Annotated in this window: 17 protein-coding genes; 11 read left to right on the top strand and 6 right to left on the bottom strand. The window is 63.4% G+C overall.

Features of this window, described 5'->3' with window-relative positions:
* Positions 1–122 precede the first annotated feature (122 nt).
* Positions 123–374, bottom strand: coding sequence for a hypothetical protein (locus tag AC1RQ5_RS26285; RefSeq protein WP_398481093.1), 252 nt, complete (start codon positions 372–374; stop codon positions 123–125).
* Positions 375–505: 131 nt separating this feature from the next.
* On the opposite strand from AC1RQ5_RS26285, the gene AC1RQ5_RS26280 reads away from it, so the two are divergent.
* The 6 genes from AC1RQ5_RS26280 (at position 506) to AC1RQ5_RS26255 (ending at position 7,112) form a co-directional block, all read left to right on the top strand.
* Complete coding sequence (locus AC1RQ5_RS26280; RefSeq protein WP_493202899.1) at positions 506–2,587, top strand: M3 family metallopeptidase; 2,082 nt, start codon at positions 506–508, stop codon at positions 2,585–2,587.
* Positions 2,588–2,610: 23 nt separating this feature from the next.
* Entirely contained in the window at positions 2,611–3,246 is a 636-nt protein-coding gene (locus AC1RQ5_RS26275) for a DUF1007 family protein (RefSeq protein ID WP_493203581.1), read from the top strand.
* Entirely contained in the window at positions 3,243–4,379 is a 1,137-nt protein-coding gene (locus AC1RQ5_RS26270; RefSeq protein ID WP_493202897.1) for a nickel/cobalt transporter, read from the top strand. Before AC1RQ5_RS26275 ends, AC1RQ5_RS26270 begins: the two co-directional genes overlap by 4 nt.
* Positions 4,380–4,417: 38 nt before the next feature.
* Positions 4,418–5,443, top strand: a complete 1,026-nt coding sequence (hemH, locus tag AC1RQ5_RS26265) for a ferrochelatase (protein ID WP_493203579.1) — start codon at positions 4,418–4,420, stop codon at positions 5,441–5,443.
* A 234-nt stretch (positions 5,444–5,677) separates the two neighbouring features.
* Positions 5,678–6,658, top strand: coding sequence for an SPFH domain-containing protein (locus AC1RQ5_RS26260; protein WP_493202895.1), 981 nt, complete (start codon positions 5,678–5,680; stop codon positions 6,656–6,658).
* 10 nt (positions 6,659–6,668) lie between these two features.
* Positions 6,669–7,112 (top strand): NfeD family protein, encoded by a 444-nt coding sequence (locus AC1RQ5_RS26255; protein ID WP_493202894.1) that lies wholly within the window; start codon positions 6,669–6,671, stop codon positions 7,110–7,112.
* Positions 7,113–7,254: 142 nt separating this feature from the next.
* On the opposite strand, the gene AC1RQ5_RS26250 is transcribed toward AC1RQ5_RS26255, so the two are convergent.
* Positions 7,255–8,262: a KpsF/GutQ family sugar-phosphate isomerase gene (locus AC1RQ5_RS26250; protein ID WP_398481082.1), complete on the bottom strand. Its 1,008-nt coding sequence runs from the start codon at positions 8,260–8,262 to the stop codon at positions 7,255–7,257.
* A gap of 217 nt (positions 8,263–8,479) precedes the next feature.
* Between AC1RQ5_RS26250 and AC1RQ5_RS26245 the strand changes: the two genes are divergently transcribed.
* Positions 8,480–10,162 carry an outer membrane beta-barrel protein gene (locus tag AC1RQ5_RS26245; RefSeq protein WP_398481080.1) on the top strand — a complete coding sequence of 561 codons (1,683 nt, stop codon included), beginning with the start codon at positions 8,480–8,482 and terminating at the stop codon, positions 10,160–10,162.
* Between the two features lie 166 nt (positions 10,163–10,328).
* On the opposite strand, the gene AC1RQ5_RS26240 is transcribed toward AC1RQ5_RS26245, so the two are convergent.
* Positions 10,329–10,601 (bottom strand): DUF7662 domain-containing protein, encoded by a 273-nt coding sequence (locus tag AC1RQ5_RS26240; protein WP_398481078.1) that lies wholly within the window; start codon positions 10,599–10,601, stop codon positions 10,329–10,331.
* A gap of 204 nt (positions 10,602–10,805) precedes the next feature.
* Between AC1RQ5_RS26240 and AC1RQ5_RS26235 the strand changes: the two genes are divergently transcribed.
* A complete protein-coding gene (locus tag AC1RQ5_RS26235; protein ID WP_493202892.1) occupies positions 10,806–12,299 on the top strand; it encodes a sensor domain-containing diguanylate cyclase in 1,494 nt (497 codons plus the stop codon).
* Positions 12,300–12,422: 123 nt separating this feature from the next.
* Here AC1RQ5_RS26235 and galU read toward each other — a convergent pair whose 3' ends face one another.
* Positions 12,423–13,307: a UTP--glucose-1-phosphate uridylyltransferase GalU gene (gene galU, locus AC1RQ5_RS26230; protein ID WP_398481073.1), complete on the bottom strand. Its 885-nt coding sequence runs from the start codon at positions 13,305–13,307 to the stop codon at positions 12,423–12,425.
* A 297-nt stretch (positions 13,308–13,604) separates the two neighbouring features.
* Here galU and AC1RQ5_RS26225 point away from each other — a divergent pair, with 297 nt between their 5' ends.
* Both AC1RQ5_RS26225 and AC1RQ5_RS26220 read left to right on the top strand, forming a co-directional pair.
* On the top strand, positions 13,605–14,948 hold the full coding sequence (locus tag AC1RQ5_RS26225; RefSeq protein ID WP_493203578.1) for a lytic murein transglycosylase: 1,344 nt from the start codon (positions 13,605–13,607) through the stop codon (positions 14,946–14,948).
* A 28-nt stretch (positions 14,949–14,976) separates the two neighbouring features.
* On the top strand, positions 14,977–15,882 hold the full coding sequence (locus tag AC1RQ5_RS26220) for a Bug family tripartite tricarboxylate transporter substrate binding protein (protein WP_493202889.1): 906 nt from the start codon (positions 14,977–14,979) through the stop codon (positions 15,880–15,882).
* 3 nt (positions 15,883–15,885) lie between these two features.
* Here the strand turns inward: AC1RQ5_RS26220 and AC1RQ5_RS26215 are convergent, their stop codons facing one another.
* Entirely contained in the window at positions 15,886–16,665 is a 780-nt protein-coding gene (locus AC1RQ5_RS26215) for an SDR family NAD(P)-dependent oxidoreductase (RefSeq protein ID WP_493202887.1), read from the bottom strand.
* A 162-nt stretch (positions 16,666–16,827) separates the two neighbouring features.
* Here AC1RQ5_RS26215 and AC1RQ5_RS26210 point away from each other — a divergent pair, with 162 nt between their 5' ends.
* Complete coding sequence (locus tag AC1RQ5_RS26210; RefSeq protein ID WP_398481067.1) at positions 16,828–17,190, top strand: CsbD family protein; 363 nt, start codon at positions 16,828–16,830, stop codon at positions 17,188–17,190.
* Positions 17,191–17,265: 75 nt separating this feature from the next.
* On the opposite strand, the gene AC1RQ5_RS26205 is transcribed toward AC1RQ5_RS26210, so the two are convergent.
* Complete coding sequence (locus tag AC1RQ5_RS26205; RefSeq protein ID WP_493202885.1) at positions 17,266–18,927, bottom strand: SGNH/GDSL hydrolase family protein; 1,662 nt, start codon at positions 18,925–18,927, stop codon at positions 17,266–17,268.

The following is an 18,927-nucleotide window of genomic DNA, read 5'->3' as shown; positions in this document are numbered from 1 at the left end:
TGCTCGCACTTGTCATCCTCCGCGAAAGCGGAGGATCCAGTCGGCGATGTCGTTCGTGATGAAACGCTGGCGGTGGTGTCTGCTGGATTGCCCGGTCGAGCCGGGCAACGACAGCGGCAAGCTCAGCCGCGGCGCGTGAACGGCTCGATCCGCGCGGCGGTGCGCATGAAGGCAGCCATCACGGCGACGCCGCACAGGAACAGCACGGCCTGCAGCACATGCTCGCCAAAGGTGTCGAGGCCGAACAGGATCGACAGCGCCCATCCACCCGCGAAAGCCGCGCCAAAAACCTCGGCGCCAATCAGGATCGCCGCCGAAATGACGGTGATGACGCTGGGCCAGTAAATGCGGCGAGGGCCGGTGGAAGTGGTCATGGTCGATAAGGTCCTGTTTCGGGCCGCAATCTAACGAAAAAGCCTGCTGCGGCAAGCGCTAATGAGCCTCAAAAAGGCCCTAGGCGTGGTATAGCTCCACGCGTGATTTGGGCCGCAAAGCAGGATTTATGATGTCGGACACGCAGGTTTCGCCGGTTGCGTCGAAAGGTCTCGATAACCCCCTCCTGAAAACGTGGCAGACCCCGTTCGAGACCCCGCCTTTCGACGAGATCCAGCCGGAGCATTTCATGCCGGCCTTCGAGCAGGCCTTTGCCGATCACGCCGGCGAGATCGCCGCCATCGTCAACGACGTCTCGGCTCCGGATTTCGCCAATACGATCACGGCGCTGGAGCGCTCCGGCAAGCTGCTCTCGAAAGTGGCGTCGGTGTTCTACGACCTCGTCTCGGCGCATTCCAATCCGGCGATCCTGGAGATCGACAAGGAGGTGTCGCTGCGGATGGCGCGGCACTGGAATCCCATCATGATGAATGCGGTGCTGTTCGGCCGCATCGCCGCGCTGCGCGACAATGCCGCCAGCCTGCATCTCAAGCCCGAACAGGCGCGCCTGCTGGAGCGGACCTATACGCGCTTCCACCGCGCCGGCGCGGGCCTCGATGAGGCTGCCAAGGCGCGCATGGCCGAGATCAACGAACGCCTCGCCCATCTCGGCACCACCTTCAGCCATCACCTGCTCGGCGACGAGCAGGACTGGTCGATGGAGCTCGGCGAGGGCGATCTTGAGGGGCTCAGCGAAAGCTTCGTCGCCTCGGCCAGGGCTGCAGCTGAAGAGCGAGGCAAGCCCGGCAAGGCGATCGTCACCACCTCGCGCTCGTCGATGGAACCGTTCCTGCAGAGCTCATTGCGGCGCGATCTGCGCGAGAAGGCCTATAAGGCCTTCATCCAGCGCGGCAACAATGGCAACGCAAATGACAACAACACGACCATCGTCGAAATCCTGAAGCTGCGCGAGGAAAGCGCGAAGCTGCTGGGCTATCCGACCTTCGCTGCCTATCGCCTCGAAGACTCCATGGCAAAGACGCCGGAAGCGGTGCGCGATCTGCTGGAGCGCGTCTGGAAGCCGGCGCGGGCCCGCGCGCTCGCGGATCGCGACGCGCTGCAGGACCTGATCGCGGAGGAGGGCGGCAATTTCAAACTCGCTGCCTGGGACTGGCGCCACTACGCTGAAAAGCTGCGCCAGCGCCGCGCCAATTTCGACGATGCGGCCATCAAGCCCTATCTCGCCCTCGACAACATGATCGCCGCGCAATTCGATGTGGCGACAAAGCTGTTCGGCATCACTTTCCATGAGCGCAAGGACGTGCCGGTCTGGCATCCCGATGTGCGCGTCTGGGAGGTCAAGGACGCCAAGGGTGAGCACAAGGCGCTGTTCTACGGCGATTACTTCGCACGCTCATCGAAGCGTTCCGGCGCCTGGATGACCTCGCTGCGCGACCAGCAGAAGCTCGATGGCGACACCGCACCGCTGGTGCTGAACATCTGCAATTTCGCCAAGGGCACCAATGGGCAGCCATCGCTGCTGTCGCCGGACGATGCACGCACGCTGTTCCATGAATTCGGCCATGGCCTGCATGGCATGCTGTCCAACGTCACCTATCCATCACTGTCGGGCACCTCGGTGTTCACCGATTTCGTCGAACTGCCGTCGCAGCTCTACGAACACTGGCAGGAGCGACCCGAGGTTCTGCAGCAATTCGCCAAGCACTATCAGACCGGCGAGGCGTTGCCGGACGATCTGCTCAAGCGTTTCATTGCCGCGCGTAAATTCAACCAGGGCTTTGCCACGGTTGAATTCGTCTCCTCGGCGCTGATCGATCTGGAATTCCACACCCAGCCGGCATCGGCGTCCACCGATGTCGCAGCCTTCGAGAAGAGGGAGCTGCAAAAGATCGGCATGCCCGAGGAAATCGCGCTGCGCCACCGGCCCACGCAGTTCGGTCACATCTTCTCCGGCGATCACTACGCATCCGGCTACTACAGCTATATGTGGTCGGAAGTGATGGATGCCGATGCGTTCGGTGCGTTCGAGGAGGCTGGCAATATCTTCGATCCTGCCACGGCGAAGCGGCTGCATGACGATATCTATTCGTCGGGTGGCTCGGTTGATCCGGAGGCCGCTTATGTGGCCTTCCGTGGTCGTGCGCCGGAAGCGGATGCACTGCTGCGGCGGCGCGGTCTGTTGGATGCGGCCTGAGGTCGCCTGAGGTGAACAACGTGATCCGACGTCTCTTTGGATTTTCTGCTCTGATCGCAGTCTTTATTGGTGGCATCGCGACTGCTGCCGCGCATCCGCACGTCTTCGTCGCGGCAAGGAGCGAGCTGCTCTATGCGCCGGACGGCACCATCACGGGCGTGCGCCACGCCTGGACGTTTGATGACATGTTCTCGACCTACGCGCTGCAGGGCCTCGCGACAAAGACGCCGGGCGTCTACACCCGCGAGGATCTGGCGCCGCTGGCGCAGACCAATGTGGAGTCGCTGCAGGAATACAAGTTCTTCACCTTTGCCAAAGCGAACGGCAAGAAAGAACACTTCAACGAGCCCGTCGATTACTATCTCGAGAAGACGGATGCCGGCCTGACGCTGCATTTCACGCTGCCGTTCAAGACGCCCGTCAAGACCAAGCAGCTCGCGCTCGAAGTGTTCGATCCCTCCTTCTTCATCGATTTCAGTCTGGAGAAGAAGGACCCGATCAAGCTCGTCGGTGCGCCGGCCTCGTGCGCCATGGCGATCCAGCGTCCGTCGGACGGCGCCTCCAAGGCGCAGACCATGAATGAAGACACCTTTACGAATGGCGAGAACAGCAATTTCGGCGCGATGTTCGCCAACAAGGTGACGGTGGACTGCCCATGATCAAATCGCGTGTGGTTGTCGCGGCTGCGCTCGCCGCGCTGGCCTGCATCGTCATCGCTGATGCATCCGTGCATGCGGCCTTCGCGCAGAATCCCTTCGGCGCTTCCAAAGGCGCCGTACCGGACTCGCAAGTGGGCGGCATCATTGGCTGGCTGCTGACCAAACAATCCGAATTCTATCGCGCGATCTCCACGACCATCCGCGCTGCCAAATCCGATGGCAGTGCGGTGTGGACACTGCTCGGCATCTCCTTTCTCTACGGCATCTTCCATGCCGCCGGCCCCGGTCACGGCAAGGCGGTGATCTCGTCCTATCTCGTCGCCAATGAGGAGACGGCGAAGCGCGGCATCGCGCTGTCCTTCGTCTCGGCGCTGATGCAGGCGCTGGTGGCGGTGCTGATCGTCGGCATCGGTGCATGGCTGCTGAATGTCACGGCGCGCACCATGTGCAGCACCGAACGCGTCATCGAGATCGCCAGCTATGGCCTGATCGCCCTCTTTGGCGCGCGGCTGGTCTGGGTGAAAGGGCGCGGTTTCTTCCGCGCGCTGCGGCCGTCGCTCGGCTCGGCCGGGCCGCAATTGGCGGTAGCGCACGCCTCCGCGCATGCGCACAGCCATTCCCACGATCACGGGCATGATCATCACCATCACCACGATCATGGCCACGCGCATGCTCACGCCCACGCCCATACGGCGCATGCAGAAGCTCACGCTCATGCGCATCACGATCATCATGTCCATGACGAGCATTGCGGCCATTCCCATGGCCCGACGCCGGATCAGCTCGCTGGTCCCGGCGGCTGGGCGCGCGGCCTGTCGGCAGTCCTCACCGTCGGCATCCGGCCGTGTTCGGGCGCGATCCTGGTGCTGGTCTTCGCGCTGGCGCAGGGCCTGTTCTGGGCGGGCATCGCGGCAACCTTCGTGATGGGCCTCGGCACCGCCCTTACGGTGGCGACCATCGCCGTGATCGCCGTCTCCGCCAAGGGGCTTGCCGCACGCCTCGCCGGCAGCAAGGACGGCTCCGGTGCGCTGCTGATGCGCGGCATCGAGTTCGGCGCTGCGGCTGTGGTGCTGGTGTTCGGTGTCGGCCTCTTGCTCGGCTATCTCGGCACCGAGCCGGTAAGGTGTTTCTAATTGACAAGATTGGTCCGAAGCGCGAAGCCAGCGGCATCATGACCGAGCCCCATCCCGTCCGAACCGTCGCCGATCTGCCTGAGAAGGTCGGCGTGTTGCTCGTCAATCTCGGCACGCCCGATACGGCGGATGCCAAGGGCGTGCGCGTCTATCTCAAGGAATTCCTGTCCGATGCCCGCGTGATCGAAAATCAGGGCCTGCTGTGGAAGCTGGTACTGAACGGCATCATCCTGAACACGCGCCCGCGCAAGAAGGCAAAGGACTATCTCAAGATCTGGAATACGGAGAATAACGAATCTCCGCTGAAGACGATCACGCGCGCTCAGTCCGACAAGCTCGGTGCGGCGCTCGGCAGCCACACCCATCTCGTGGTGGATTGGGCGATGCGCTACGGCAATCCCTCGATCCGCTCGCGCATCGCGGCGCTGACGGAGCAGGGATGCGATCGCATCCTCGTGGTGCCGCTCTATCCGCAATATTCCGCCGCGACCTCCGCCACCGTCTGCGACGAGGCTTTCCGCGTGCTCGCCGGCATGCGCGCGCAGCCGACGTTGCGTGTCACGCCGCCTTATTATGACGAGCCCGACTATATCGATGCACTCGCCATCTCTATCGACAAGCATCTGGCGACGCTGGATTTCGTGCCGGAGATGATCGTGGCCTCGTTCCACGGCATGCCGCAGAAATATATCGACAAGGGCGATCCCTATCAGGCGCAGTGTGTCGCGACCACGGAAGCGCTGCGCAAGCGGATGGGACCGAATGCGCCAAAGCTGTTGCTGACCTTCCAGTCGCGCTTCGGCTTCGATGCGTGGCTGCAGCCTTACACGGACAAGACCATCGAGCAGCTGGGCAAGGATGGCGTGAAGCGTCTGGCCGTTGTCATGCCGGGTTTCTCGGCGGACTGTCTGGAAACCCTCGAAGAAATCGCGCAGGAGAATTGCGAGATCTTCCTGCACAATGGCGGCGAGAAATTTTCCGCGATCCCGTGCCTGAATGACAGCGACGAGGGCATGGATGTGATCCGCCAGCTCGTGTTGCGCGAATTGCAGGGCTGGATTTAACACACTCCGCCCCTCATCCTGAGGAGCGGCCGCAGGCCGCGTCTCGAAGGATGGCTGCAAGCTCCGGCGTACAGCATCTCATGGTTCGAGACGGCGCTTCGCGCCTCCTCACCATGAGGATCTGAGTTAGGAGCGCCCCTCGCTTTTCCCCGTGTCGAACCCTACAATCCCCGCGAACGACAAAACACCGAGACGCACCACGTCGCGCGTCCATTTTGCCGCAGGGAGACACCGATGTCCGGGTTCGACATTTTTGCCATTGCCATTGCACTCTTGATCATCTTCACGCTGTTCGCCGGCGTGAAGACAGTGCCGCAGGGCTATGACTGGACCATCGAGCGTTTCGGCAAATTCACCCGCACGCTGTCGCCCGGCCTCAATCTCATCATTCCCTATTTCGATCGCGTCGGCCGCAAGGTGAACATGATGGAGCAGGTGATCGAGATTCCAGAGCAGGAGGTCATCACCGCGGACAATGCCACCGTGGGCGTGGATGGCGTCGCTTTCTTCCAGGTATTCGATGCCGCCAAGGCGAGCTACGAAGTCTCCAATCTGCAGCAGGCGATCGTCGTGCTGACCATGACCAATATCCGTTCGGTCATGGGCTCGATGGATCTCGACAAGATGCTGTCGCATCGCGACGAGATCAATGAACGGCTGCTGCGCGTGGTCGATGCGGCCGTGGCGCCATGGGGTATCAAGGTCAACCGCATCGAGATCAAGGACATCGCGCCGCCGGCCGATCTGGTCGAGGCAATGGGCCGGCAGATGAAGGCCGAGCGGGTCAAGCGCGCCGAAATCCTGCAGGCCGAAGGCCAGCGGCAGTCGGAAATCTTGCGCGCCGAGGGCGCCAAGCAGTCACAGATCCTGCAGGCGGAAGGTCGGCGCGAATCCGCCTTCCTCGATGCGCAGGCGCGCGAACGCGCGGCCGAAGCCGAAGCGAAGGCCACGCAGCTCGTCTCCGAAGCGATCAGCAAGGGCGACGTGGCGGCGCTGAACTATTTTGTCGCCGACAAATATATCAAGGCGTTCGGCCAGCTCGCGGAGTCGCCGAACCAGAAGATCATCATGCTGCCGATGGAGGCGACCAGCATGCTCGGCTCGCTGGGCGGCATCGGCGAGATCGCCAAGGCGACATTTGGCGAACAGGCCGTCGCCGCGCAGGCCGCGCGCCGCGCCGGCTCGGTGCCACCGACCAAGCCGCCGGCGGCGTAAGGGGCAATCCATGGCAGAGATGTTCGTCACGCTCGGCACCTGGAACTGGCTGATCTTCGGTGTGCTGCTGATGGCGCTGGAATTGCTGGCGCCCGGCATTTTCCTGTTCTGGCTCGGCCTCGCCGCATTCCTCGTCGGCATGCTGTCCTTCATCGTTGCGCCGTCGTGGCAAGTGCAGGTGCTGATCTTTGCAGTATTCGCTGCCGCTGCCGTGCCGATCTGGCGTCGCGTCGCGCAGCAGAAGCCGGGTGCCAATCCGAATCCGTTTCTGAACCGGCGCAGCGATGCGCTGGTCGGCCGCGTCTTCACGCTGGATCGCCCGATCGTCGATGGCGAAGGCATCGTGCGCGTCGATGACACGGTCTGGCGCGTCAGCGGGCCGGATGTCGCCGCGGGAACGAAGGTGAAGATCGTGAAGGCGGATGGCGCGAGTTTGACGGTGGATGTGGCGTAGCTCTGACCTCATCCTGAGGAGCCGCGTAGCGGCGTCTCGAAGGATGGCCGCGAACGCGAGAGCCACGCCAGTCATGGTTCGAGACGCGTGCCGAGGGGCACGCTCCTCACCATGAGGGCTGAGTTTGGAGAGCGTATTCGCGTTACGCCACGCCCGCACGCAGCAGATCGTGCAGATGCACGATCCCCACAGGCTTCTTCGCGTCGGTCACCAGCACGGCGGTGATCTTGGCCGTGTTGAGCAGCTCCAGCGCCTCGCCGGCGAGCAAATCGCGGCTGATGGTCTTGGGGTTTTTCGTCATCACGTCATCGACGGAGACCGTCATCAGATCGGCGCGCATATGGCGGCGGAGGTCGCCGTCGGTGACGATGCCGACCACGTGGCCGTTGCCATCGACAATGCCGACGCATCCAAAGCCTTTGGCCGACATCTCCACCAGCGCATCCGACATTTTTGTGCCGAGCGGCTTCAGCGGCACGGCGTCGCCCTGATGCATGAGGTCGCGCGTATATTTCAAGAGCGCACCGAGCTTGCCGCCGGGATGCAGCACGCTGAAATCGCGCGTGGTGAAGCCACGGCCTTCCAGCAGCGCGATGGCGAGCGCATCGCCCATCGCCAGCATCATCAGCGACGAGGTTGTCGGCGCGAGATTATGCGGACAGGCCTCGCGCGCCTTCGGCAGTGTCAGGGCGACATCGGCAGCGGTGGCCAGTGTCGAGCCGGCCTCCGACGTCATCGCGATCAGGCCGATGCTGAAACGCGTGGCGTAAGTGATGAGGTTCTTCATCTCCGGCTGCTCGCCGGACCATGACATGGCGAGAATCACGTCATCGGCCGTGATCATGCCGAGATCGCCATGGCTGGCTTCGGCCGCATGGACGAAAAACGCTGGCGTGCCGGTGGACGCAAAAGTCGCGGCGATCTTGCGGCCGATATGGCCGGATTTGCCGAGGCCGGTAATGATCAAACGGCCCTTGGCATTGCGGATCAGGTCGGCGGCGGCAACGAAACTCGCGCCGAGATCGGCCTGCAGTGCCGCGGCAAGTGCGGTGACGCCACTGGCTTCGGCCTCCAGCGTGCGCAGCGCCGAGGCAATCGCCTCGCTTGCCTGATCGCTGATGGTCGAGGTCGGGATCTTGGAAAGGGCCATGGGTGGTGTCCTGCGGCCGGTCCATCGGCCTTGTGCTGGCCGTCCTTTAGCACGCGGCGGGGCGGGAAGCGAAACGCCCGTCCGCCAAATCTCAACGGCCCATTAACCATAAGCGTTTTAACTCCCTTAACCATGAGTTGTCGTCCGGCGGTCCGCGGCCGCGGTTGATGAACTCATCCAAGTTTTTGATGGCGTTGGAGTTTTTGTGATCGTGAGGATGGGTCGGGCAGACCGGACAAAGAACCGCGCGCGGGCGACCGGCGCGGTTTCGGCATGTCTGTGCCTCGCGCTCGCCGCGCCATCCCCTGTTTTCGCACAGGCGCTGACCTCGGATCTACTGGCCCCGGTTCCCGGTGGCTTCGTTCAGCCCGAAAATCTGCCGTCGCGCCGACCGGGCAATAACTCCCTGCAGCCGCGCGGGACCCTACAGACGAGTCTGCTGTCGCCACAGCGCCAGGATCAGTCGATCATCACGCCACCCGTGCCTGCGGCGTCGGGCGCTGCCGGCAGCGGCTATGACGCACTCAACCGCAAGCGGCAGCAGGTCAAATATTATCCCGGCCAGCAAAGGCCGAAGCGTCCTGTCGGGCCTGGCAGTTTGCCGCCGCCGCTTGTCCAGGAAACGCGACCCGTGCCGCCATCGGCCAAGGCGGCCAAGCCGCCGGTCGCGCCCGCAATTGCAGGCGCGGTGATCGGTCAGCCCGCCCGCAAGCGTTTGCCGATCGATCCCGATCCCTATGCGCCCATCGGCATCCGGGTCGGCAGCTTTCTGGTCAAGGGCGCCGTCGAGATCATGGGCGGCTACAGCGATAACCCCGCGCGCTTGCTTCAGCCGCGCGGCGCATCCTTGTATCAGATCGCACCGGAGCTTCTGGCCGCGTCCAACTGGTCGCGCCATTCGGTCGTGGTCGATCTGCGCGGCTCGTTCACGGGGTATGACAAGACATTTCCATCGGCGATCGCGCAGGTGTCACCGTCGCCGGAGAATGTCGATCGTGCCGAGTTCAACGGCAAGATCGCCGGGCGCATCGATGCGACCCGCGACACCCGCATCAATACCGAAGCCCGCATGCGCGTCGGCTCCGACAATCCCGGCAGCCCGAACAACACCGCCGGCATGAAGGAATTCCCGCTCTTCACGACCACCGGCGGCTCGCTCGGCATCGAGCAGGATTTCAACCGCTTTCAGTTGAAGATGGACGCTCTGGTCGATCGCACCGTCTATCAGGACTCCAAACTGGTCAACGGCATCACGACGCCGAATACGGACCGTAACTTCAATCAGTATGGCGGCGTCGGTCGTGTCAGCTACGAGGTGCTGCCCGGCCTTAAGCCATTTGCGGAAATCCAGGGCGATGTCCGTGTCCATGACGAGCGGGCGGATCGCTTCACCTATCTGCGCGATTCAAGCGGCGGCTATATCAAGGCCGGCACCACGTTCGAGTTCACGCGCCTGCTGACCGGCGAAGCGTCCGTCGGCTATCTCGCGCGCAAATACGAAGATCCACGCCTCGAAGTGCTCAAGGGGCTGCTGACCTCGGCCTCGCTCGTCTGGACGCCGACGCCACTGACCACGGCGCGTTTCATCACGACGACGACCATCGACGAGACGACAGTGCCTGGCGTTCCCGGCGTGCTGACGCGGCTCTATACGGTGCAGGTCGATCACGACTTCCGCCGCTGGCTCACCGCGATCGGCAAGTTCACTTACGGCACGCAGGATTATCAGGAGAACTTCCGCTCGGATAAGATCTATTCGATCGAAGGCAACCTGCTCTACAAGATGAGCCGCGAGGTCTGGCTCAAGGCGCAGGTTCGCCGCGATATCCTGAATTCCAACGTGGTGGGCGCCAGCACTGCGGCAACTGTGGTGATGCTCGGCGTGCGCCTGCAGCGCTAGTCGCGAGGAGCCCACATGCAGCCCTCATCCCGAGGAGCCGCGAAGCGGCGTCTCGAAGGATGTGTGCTGATCTCACCAACCAGGCCAACTCGTGGTTCGAGACGCGTGCCAAGTGCACGCTCCTCACCATGAGGGTCCGAGAGCGGACGAAAAAGGCGCTCGGAGCCTACTTCCACTTCCGCAGAAACTTCGCCGTCTTCCGGTGAAACTTGACGCCGGAGCCATCGGGCAGGCGCGTCGCCACAAATCCCGCTTCGATACAGGCCTCGCGCTGGGGCATGTGCTCGTCCGGCGCGCGGTCGGTTTCCCACCACGAGGCCCGGTGCGAGGCGCGCGGCAAGGCGTCGTCGATGATCTCCTCGATCGCATCCATGGTCAGGACGATTTCATCCTTGGTCTGGGTCGCCAGATAGGCGCGCAAGAGATCGTAGTCGGGCACGGATGGTCCTCGGGAGTTTGGGCGTCCGGACCGTCATACGCGGCTATGCCGCCGTGCGCCACCGCCTGTTCGGTAGCTTCACACCGTATCAGCTACTTGAACGGTCTCAGAAATCCTTCGTTAACGCCGTGGGGAACCGGGCGCGGGTATTTAAGCGCTCGGCAAGCTTTCGCGTGCGATGCGTCATGGCGGGAGTTTTACTTTATGCGTTTTTGGAATTCAGTCATTGGAATGCGACGGTGGCCATTGTCGGCCAAGCTGCTGATTCTGTCGTCGGCGGTCACGATCGTCGGATTCTCTGCCATTTGCGGCAGCGTCATGCTCGATATGCGCCACGCCGAACAGGCGCTGGCGAAGCAGACCAGCGAAAATCTCGCCACCTCCATCGATTCCGATATCGGGCGTACCATCGAACAATATGACCTGTCGCTGCGCGCGGTGGTGTCGGGCATCAACACACCCGAGCTCGGCCTGCTCAGCCGCGAAATGCGTCAGCTCATCCTGTTCGACAAGGCGGCCTCGTCGTCGCAATTCGGCGCCATTCAGGTGTTCGATGCCGAGGGCGATCTGACGATCGACGCCGCCTCGCTCGATCCCGCCAAGGAAAACCGGGCGAACGAGGATTTCTTCAAGGTTCACCGGTTGGATGGCGAGCGCGGCCTGTTCATCAGCGTGCCGCGGATGCATCGCGGCGCCTATTCGGTCGTGCTCAGCCGTCGCATCACCGATACCGAAGGCAACTTTGCCGGTGTCGTCGCAGGGTCGATCCGGTTCTCCTACTTCCTCGATCTGTTCGACCGGCTGCGTCTCAATCCCGGCGAGACGATCACAGCGGTTCGGCGCGACGGCATCGTCCTTCTGCGGGCTCCGTTCGATCTGAATGTGATCGGCAAGGATCTCAGCAAGACGCCGGGCGTGATGCGCGTGCTGGCCCGCGCCAATGGCAGCTATTCTGGCGTCGGGGCCGTTGACAACATCATGCGGCTGTTCGTCTGGCGCGACAGCGGGCGCCCCTTGATCGTCATCGTCGGCCGGCCATGGACCGGCATCTATACGCTGTGGCAGAAGCAGGCTTGGCGTATCGGCGCCATCATGCTGGCACTGATTGCCTTCATCAGCGTGGGAACGGTGTTTCTCGCCCGCGAGATCAGCCGCCGCGCGCGCGCCGAAGGCCGGCTCGAAGAGCTCGCCACCACGGATGCGCTCACGGGATTGCGCAATCGCCGCAAGTTCGATGCGTCCATCGAGATGGAATGGCGCCGTGCCATCCGTTCCGCGAGGCCGATCGCCTTGCTGCTGGTGGACGCGGACTATTTCAAGATCTTCAATGATTCATTCGGGCATCAGGCCGGCGATCAGGCCCTGATCGCCATTGCGGGCTGCATCTCGGCCGCGGCCAAGCGCTCGGGCGATTGTGCTGCGCGCTATGGCGGCGAGGAATTTGCCGTCCTGCTGCCGGGTGCGTCGGCGCAGGATGCCTGTGAGGTCGCAGAGAAGATCCGCCAACGGGTCGAACTCGTTCCTGCCGACCCTGCCCAGTTGTCGGTCAGCATCGGCGTCGCCAGCATGCGTCCGCTGGTGACCATGGAATGGACCGGATTGGTGGAAGCCGCCGACAAGGCGCTCTACGCAGCCAAGGCCGCAGGCCGCAACCAGTGCGTCGTCGCAGAGGACACGCACCGGTCGATGGCGGCGTGAGACAATCTCGAACGTGTAGGATGGGTTGAGCGTAGCGATAACCCATCACAACAAGCGCCAGAGCATGCGGTGATGGGTTTTCGCTCTGGCGCTACGCGCCTTCGCTCAACCCATCCTACATTCTTACTGCCCGAGATAGCGGAGCATGTCCGCGCGGAGCGTTTCGTTGAGATCGGGCCGGCGCAGGCCATAGGCGATATTGGCGCGCAGGAAGCCGGCCTTTGAGCCGCAATCGTGGCGCTCGCCTTCGAACTTCACACCGAAGAAGGGCTGCTGCTTGGCCAGGCCGATCATGGCGTCGGTCAGCTGAATCTCGCCTCCGGCGCCGCGCTCCTGCGTTTCCAGAATCTTGAAGATCTCGGGCTGCAGGATGTAGCGGCCGGTGATCGACAGGTTGGACGGCGCGGTGCCCTTTGGCGGCTTCTCGACCATGCCGTTGACGCTGAAGGCGTTGGTATGGGTCGGGTGACGCTCGCCGATGCTGCAGATGCCGTATTGATGGGTCAACTCGACCGGCACTTCTTCGACGGCCACGAGATTGGACTTGGCATCGACGCTCTGGGCGATATCCACCATCTGCTTCAAGGCGCCCGGTGAATTCAGCACGAGCTCGTCCGGCAGCACCACGGCAAAGGGCTCGTTGCCAACAATGTGGCGCGCGCACCAGACCGCATGGCCGAGGCCGAGCGGCGCCTGCTGGCGCGTGAAACTGGTATCGCCGGCACCGGGCTGGGAGCTCGCCAGCTGCTCCATTTCGGCGGTCTTGTTGCGGCCCTTCAGCGTCTCGTCGAGTTCGAACATACGGTCGAAGTGGTCTTCGATGACGCCCTTGTTGCGGCCAGTGACGAAAATGAAATGTTCTATGCCGGCTTCGCGGGCCTCATCGACGACATATTGAATCAGGGGGCGGTCAACGATGGTCAGCATTTCCTTCGGCATCGCCTTGGTGGCGGGAAGGACGCGGGTGCCAAGACCAGCGACTGGGAAAACGGCTTTACGAATTTTCATCGGGAGCTTTGCAGTGAGCTGGAAAGGAAGGGGTGTAGGCAACACAACAAAGATCGCGCGCCCAGGTTCCCTTTGCAAGCGGTAACAAAGGCGGATGTATGTCCAGCCCCCTGTCTCTATCGGTATTCCAGACGAGCCGGGCGTCTGACTTGCCGCCGGAATCGGACTAGTATTAAGCGGATCGAAACCCTCTCCGACCTCTTGTCATCACACCGTTACGAATGGAATTGCCGGATGACGACTACAGGATTGAGCGGACGCAAGGACATCATGCGCCGCAAGCGATTGGCCGCGATCATGATGGGCGTCGCGTTGGCCGTATCGCCCGTTGCTGCGTATGCACAGTCCGGCAATCCGCTTAATTTCCTCGACAACATCTTCAGTCCCGGCCAGCGTCAGGCTCAGGCACCGAGCGCGCCAGCGCCTGCCACAGGCGCCAGTCCGCCTTTGCCATGGAGCGGCGAAGACGGCGCGTCCGGCCATCCGCTGATGACCTCCGGCGCGATTCGCGAGGCCGCGGCGAACTTCGACAGCTGCGTTGCCGGACTGTGGCCTGATGCCGCACGGCGCGGCATTTCCGAACAGAACTATCGCGACATCACCGCCGGGCTGACACCCGATCTGCGATTGATGGATCTCATGGATTCGCAGCCGGAATTCACCAAGGCGATCTGGGACTATCTCGACATCCTGGTGAACGACAACCGCGCCGCCAAGGGCCGCGAGGTGCTGGCGCAATACAAGACGATCTTCGATGCCGCCGAGCGCGCCTATGGCGTCGATCGCTATATCGTCGCCTCCATCTGGGGCATCGAATCCAACTACTCGACCATGATCGGCGATCGCGACGTGGTGCGCTCGACCGCCACGCTCGCCTGCGTCGGCCGCCGCCAGCCTTACTTCAAGGACGAATTTCTCACGGCGGTCGAAATCCTGCATCGCGGCGACCTGCGCCGCGAGCAACTCAAAGGCTCATGGGCCGGCGCGTTCGGGCCCACGCAATTCATGCCGACGGCTTTCAAGCGTTTCGCCGTCGATGGCGACGGCGATGGTCGCCGCGACGTGGTCGATAATCCCACCGACCTGATTTTCTCCACCGCCAACAACCTGAAGAAGGATGGCTGGCAGAGCGGACAGCCTTGGGGCTACGAAGTCGTGGTGCCGCAGGGTTTCAACTATATGCAGGCCGATCGCGCCAAGATGCTGACGCTGGCTCAATGGGAGCAACTCGGCCTCAAGCGCGCCAATGGCCAGCCATTTTCGCGCGGCACGGAGAAGGCGTATCTGCTTGCGCCGGCCGGCGCGCAGGGACCGGGCTTTCTGATGATGCAGAATTTCCGCGTCATCATGAAATACAATCCGGCGGAAGCCTATGCGATGGCGATCGGCCACTTCGCCGACAAACTGCGCGGCGGTCCGCCTTTCGTGCAGCCCTGGCCGCGCCAGGAGCGCGTGCTCTCGCGCGCCGAGCGGCTGGAGTTGCAGCAGCTGCTGGTTCAGCGCGGCTATTACAAAGGCACGCCGGATGGACAATTCGGCAGCATGACCCGCGAGGCGCTGCGCAATTTCCAGGCGTCCATCGGCGCGCCCGCCGACGGTTTTGCAACTTCTGAAATCCTGGATCGGCTGCGCGGCCGCTAAGCCGATCCGCGTGGCCGCGGCACGTCTCTTGCTACGTTGGCCAGACAAGACCATCACGCTGCTGCATGGTTTCGCGCCGGGCGGCGGCACCGATGCGACGTCGCGCGTGCTTGCGGAAGGTCTTGCAAAGACTCTCGGCCAGACCGTCGTGGTCGAAACCAAGCCCGGCGCGGGCACAACGCTGGCTGGTGCACAGCTCGCACGCTCGGCGCCGGATGGTTATACGATCTCGCTGATCACCGCGACTTACGGTGCGTCGTCGGCCTTCTACAAGAGCCTGAGCTACAAGCCGGTCGATGATCTCAAGGGCATCTGTCAGGTGTCTGAAGCGCCCTACATGTTCTCCTGCAATGCGGATGCGCCGTTCAAGACACTCGCCGAGCTCATCGCTGCCGCGAAGAAGCAACCGGACAAGCCTTTCACCTACGGCACGCCCGGCGTTGGGTCAGGTCCCCACCTGATCGTCGAGCAGGTGGCGCAATTGGCCGGCGTCAAATTCCAGCACATTCCGTTCCGCGGCGGCGCGCAGGCTGTGGTCGAAGTGATCGCGGGCCGCGTCGATTTCATGGTCGATCCGCCGATCTCGATGATTGAGCAGATCAAGGCCGGCAAGTTTCGCGCGCTGGCTGTCACCACCGCGCAGCGCTTTGCGTCTTTCCCGGATATTCCGACCGTCGCGGAAGCGGGCTTTCCGAACTACGCCGCGCCCGGTTGGTATGCGCTTGTTGGTCCAGCGGCGTTGCCCGACGACATCGTAGCCCGCCTGCATGCGGCGACCACGACCTTGCTCAAGGACGAAGCCGTGAAGGAGCGTCTGCTCGCGCTCGGGAGTCAGGCCAAGGCCTCACAGCCGAAAGAGGTGATCGACCTCCTTGCCTCGGATGTGAAGCGCTGGAGCGAGGTGCTCGACAAGGCGAAGATCGAGCGCATCTAGCGCTCAGGCATTGCGCGCCATCAGCCCGCCATCCACCGGAATCACCGCGCCCGTCAGATAGGACGCCGCCGGCAGACACAGGCTCACCGTCATATGTGCGACCTCTTCGGGGTCGCCATAGCGACGCAATGCCGTGCGGCGCTTGGCGAAGATGACCTTGTGCTCGTCGCTGATGCGCTGCGTGATGCCTGTCGTGATCGGGCCGGGACAGATGCAATTCACCGTGATGCCCTCGCGGCCGAGTTCGACCGCGAGAGAACGTGTGAGACCTGTCACGCCAGCCTTTGCTGCGGAATAGGGACTGTGCAACGCCGTCGCGCCAAGCGCTTCGGTGGAGGCGACATTGACGATGCGCGGGCATTTTGATTTGCGCAGATAAGGCAAGGCCGCGCGGATGGTGCGCTGATGCGAGGTCAGCATGACGGCAATGGCGCGATCCCATGCGTCGTCGTAGCCATCCTTGTCGATCTCGGTGGAAACCGAAATGCCGGCATTGTTGACGATGATGTCGAGCCCGCCGAAATGCGATGCGACGTCATTGACCACGGTCTTGATACGCTCGGGATCGGCGACGTCCAGCGTCCATGCGCGTGCGCTGCCGCCGCTTGCCGTGATCGCGTCCGCGACCTCTCGCGTGCCTTCAGGTGACAGATCGGTGACGGCGACATTCGCGCCTTCCTCGCCGAACACGCGCGCCGTCGCGCGGCCCATGCCGCTTGCGGCACCTGTGACGAGAACCGTGAGGCCGCGCACGGAGCGGCTGAGTGTCTTGTAATCCGACAAGGGAATCCTCCGATGTTTCGCCTTCATTTTGAGGCTTGCGCAAAGGCTTGCATCGATCGGCGACGAGGTCACGTGCTTTCTCGCGGCCCGCAACATCGTGAGGGAACCAGCAAGCGCTTCGGGCATTACACCGGCGAGAGTTTCCCTCACGGAGTGATTGAGATGGATAAGGACCGCATTGCAGGTGCCGCGAAAGATGCCGCCGGCAAGATCGAAAGCGTTGTCGGCAAGGCAACCGGCGACGAGCGCACCGAGATTTCGGGCCGCACGCGCGAAGCCGAAGGCACCGTGCAGAACCTGTATGGCCAGGTGAAAGACGGCGTGCGCGATGCGTCCGAGAAGGCCGCGAGCTACGCCAAGGATGCGCTCGACAGCGACACCTATCGCGATGGCACGCAGGCGCTCACCGACAAGGTGCGCGACAATCCGCTCGGCTCGCTGCTGATCGCCGGCGGCATCGGCTTTGCGCTGGCGATGCTGATGTCGCGCCCGCCGCGCCGTCGTCCCAATCGCTTCAACTACTAAGCGATTGATTTAGCTCACTGAAAATCCCTCGTTCGCGCAAGCGGTCGGGGGATTTTTTTGCCTGGAATCAGGCGTTTAGCGGAAAATGAAGCCGGAGGGGGCGGAGGCGGCGGGGCCGACATTGGCCGGCGGGCGCGGGCCGCCTTGCTGCTGCGGACGGGGCCGCTGGGGGGCTCCCTGCTGCGCCGGACGGCGCGGCTCGTCATTGCCGAACAGATTCCCGAAGAAGGACGGTGTTTCCGTGGCGACCGGCGTCTTTTTCTTCGCCTGCTGCTTCGGTGCGGTCGGGGCGATGATCGGCGTCATGCCGTCGGGCAATGTTGCGCCGGCCGAGCTCGATGGCGTCGGCATCACCGCGGCCATCGGCACGTCACCCTTGGCCTGTTCACGGCCGATCTCGCGGCGTGGCCAGGCGAAGTCATCGGCGCGTCCGGCCGGTGCATTGAGCGGCTCGCCCTTCACCAGCGTCTTCGCCACGAGGGGATCGACCGTCAGCGCCTTGGCGCCGGGGCCGCCGAGCAGCGTGTCGCCACCGATGGAGGCTGCCACCAGCGGCACGATCGGGCCCGCCAGCGGACGCGGCGGCGGACCGCCGGGCACGACAGCCACATCAGGCTGCGCCGGCTCGGTCGGCAGCGCGATCGGCGCCGAGCGGCCGGAGAGCAGGCGGGTAATTTCGCGCTCCACATAATGCGCCAGTTTGCGGGCGCCGGCCTTGGTGAAATAGACGCCGTCCGGCGTACGCAGCCGGCGGTTCTGGCCTTCGAAATCCGGGCCCTGCTGCAGGAAACGGCCGGATTCATCGACAAAACCATCCCAGACATCGACATAGGTGATGCCGGCCTTGGCCGCGGCATCGCGATAGAGATTGTTGAGATAGACCATATCGGCCATCGCCTTCGGCCCGCGCACCGCGGGCAGGCCGACCCACAGCACGGGCACGCCCTTGCTCTTGGCGATGGTGATCATCTCCTCGATCTTCTTGGCGTAGAGCTCGCCCCAGCGGTCGTCGCGGAAATCCACCATGCCGCCGCCGCGCGCGCCGCGCTCGTTCAGGATCGAACCGGGATCGGCGATATCGGCATCGTCAGTGTTGTTGTCCGCGCTATCGGCCGGCTTGTCGCCGGGCTTCACATCGGCGGCGCCTTCCTTCTTGGCGGCCTTCTTGTCGGGCTCGCGGAGCGGGATGCGGTCGCTAAGGCCGAGCATGATGACGATGGCGTCGGCCTTCTCGCTGGCGAGAATGCCCTTGGCTGCCGCCGCCCAGTCGGATGGCTCGCCCCTGGGCTGATAGCGCAGCAGGCCGGACACGGTCTTGTGCTTGCGGATCACGCCCATGTCCGGCTGTTCGGAATAGGCGTCTTCCAGGCCATAGCCGAGCCAGTCGGCCATGCTGTCGCCGAGCACCAGCACGTTGCGCTCGGCCGATGCGTTGGTCTTGTCGGATTGCGGCGCGCGGGAAAAATCCTCGCGCCGGCGCGGCGCCTGCTGTTGCGGCGCCTGCTGCTGGAACGGCTGGAAGAAATCGCCGCCGAACCAGCCGCCACCGCCGCCGCGCGGCTGCTGGCGTTGCTGCGGCTGAGGCGGGCCGCCGAAACCGAAAAACTGCGCCGAGGCCGTGCCGGCAATGCCGACCAGCAGCGCCAAGGTCGTGACGCCGACAGCCAGCGTCAGCCGCTCACGGCGCCAGAGATCTGGCCGCCATCTGGCTTTCGTTGCTTTCGGCTTGTCGGACAT

The sequence above is a fragment of the Tardiphaga sp. GW821-FHT12E02 genome (assembly GCF_058807155.1).
The sequence above is the reverse complement of the archived record's forward strand: the minus strand, read 5'-3'. Positions and strand labels throughout refer to the sequence as shown.

Coding starts and splice junctions, on each gene's coding strand:
- AC1RQ5_RS26225 (WP_493203578.1), top strand. CDS start 13,605: ATGATGGGCGTCGCGTTGGCCGTATCGCCCGTTGCTGCGTATGCACAG.
- AC1RQ5_RS26210 (WP_398481067.1), top strand. CDS start 16,828: ATGGATAAGGACCGCATTGCAGGTGCCGCGAAAGATGCCGCCGGCAAG.
- AC1RQ5_RS26280 (WP_493202899.1), top strand. CDS start 506: ATGTCGGACACGCAGGTTTCGCCGGTTGCGTCGAAAGGTCTCGATAAC.
- AC1RQ5_RS26245 (WP_398481080.1), top strand. CDS start 8,480: ATGGGTCGGGCAGACCGGACAAAGAACCGCGCGCGGGCGACCGGCGCG.
- AC1RQ5_RS26235 (WP_493202892.1), top strand. CDS start 10,806: ATGCGTTTTTGGAATTCAGTCATTGGAATGCGACGGTGGCCATTGTCG.
- AC1RQ5_RS26250 (WP_398481082.1), bottom strand. CDS start 8,262: ATGGCCCTTTCCAAGATCCCGACCTCGACCATCAGCGATCAGGCAAGC.
- hemH (WP_493203579.1), top strand. CDS start 4,418: ATGACCGAGCCCCATCCCGTCCGAACCGTCGCCGATCTGCCTGAGAAG.
- AC1RQ5_RS26255 (WP_493202894.1), top strand. CDS start 6,669: ATGGCAGAGATGTTCGTCACGCTCGGCACCTGGAACTGGCTGATCTTC.
- AC1RQ5_RS26270 (WP_493202897.1), top strand. CDS start 3,243: ATGATCAAATCGCGTGTGGTTGTCGCGGCTGCGCTCGCCGCGCTGGCC.
- galU (WP_398481073.1), bottom strand. CDS start 13,307: ATGAAAATTCGTAAAGCCGTTTTCCCAGTCGCTGGTCTTGGCACCCGC.
- AC1RQ5_RS26285 (WP_398481093.1), bottom strand. CDS start 374: ATGACCACTTCCACCGGCCCTCGCCGCATTTACTGGCCCAGCGTCATC.
- AC1RQ5_RS26205 (WP_493202885.1), bottom strand. CDS start 18,927: ATGTCCGACAAGCCGAAAGCAACGAAAGCCAGATGGCGGCCAGATCTC.
- AC1RQ5_RS26260 (WP_493202895.1), top strand. CDS start 5,678: ATGTCCGGGTTCGACATTTTTGCCATTGCCATTGCACTCTTGATCATC.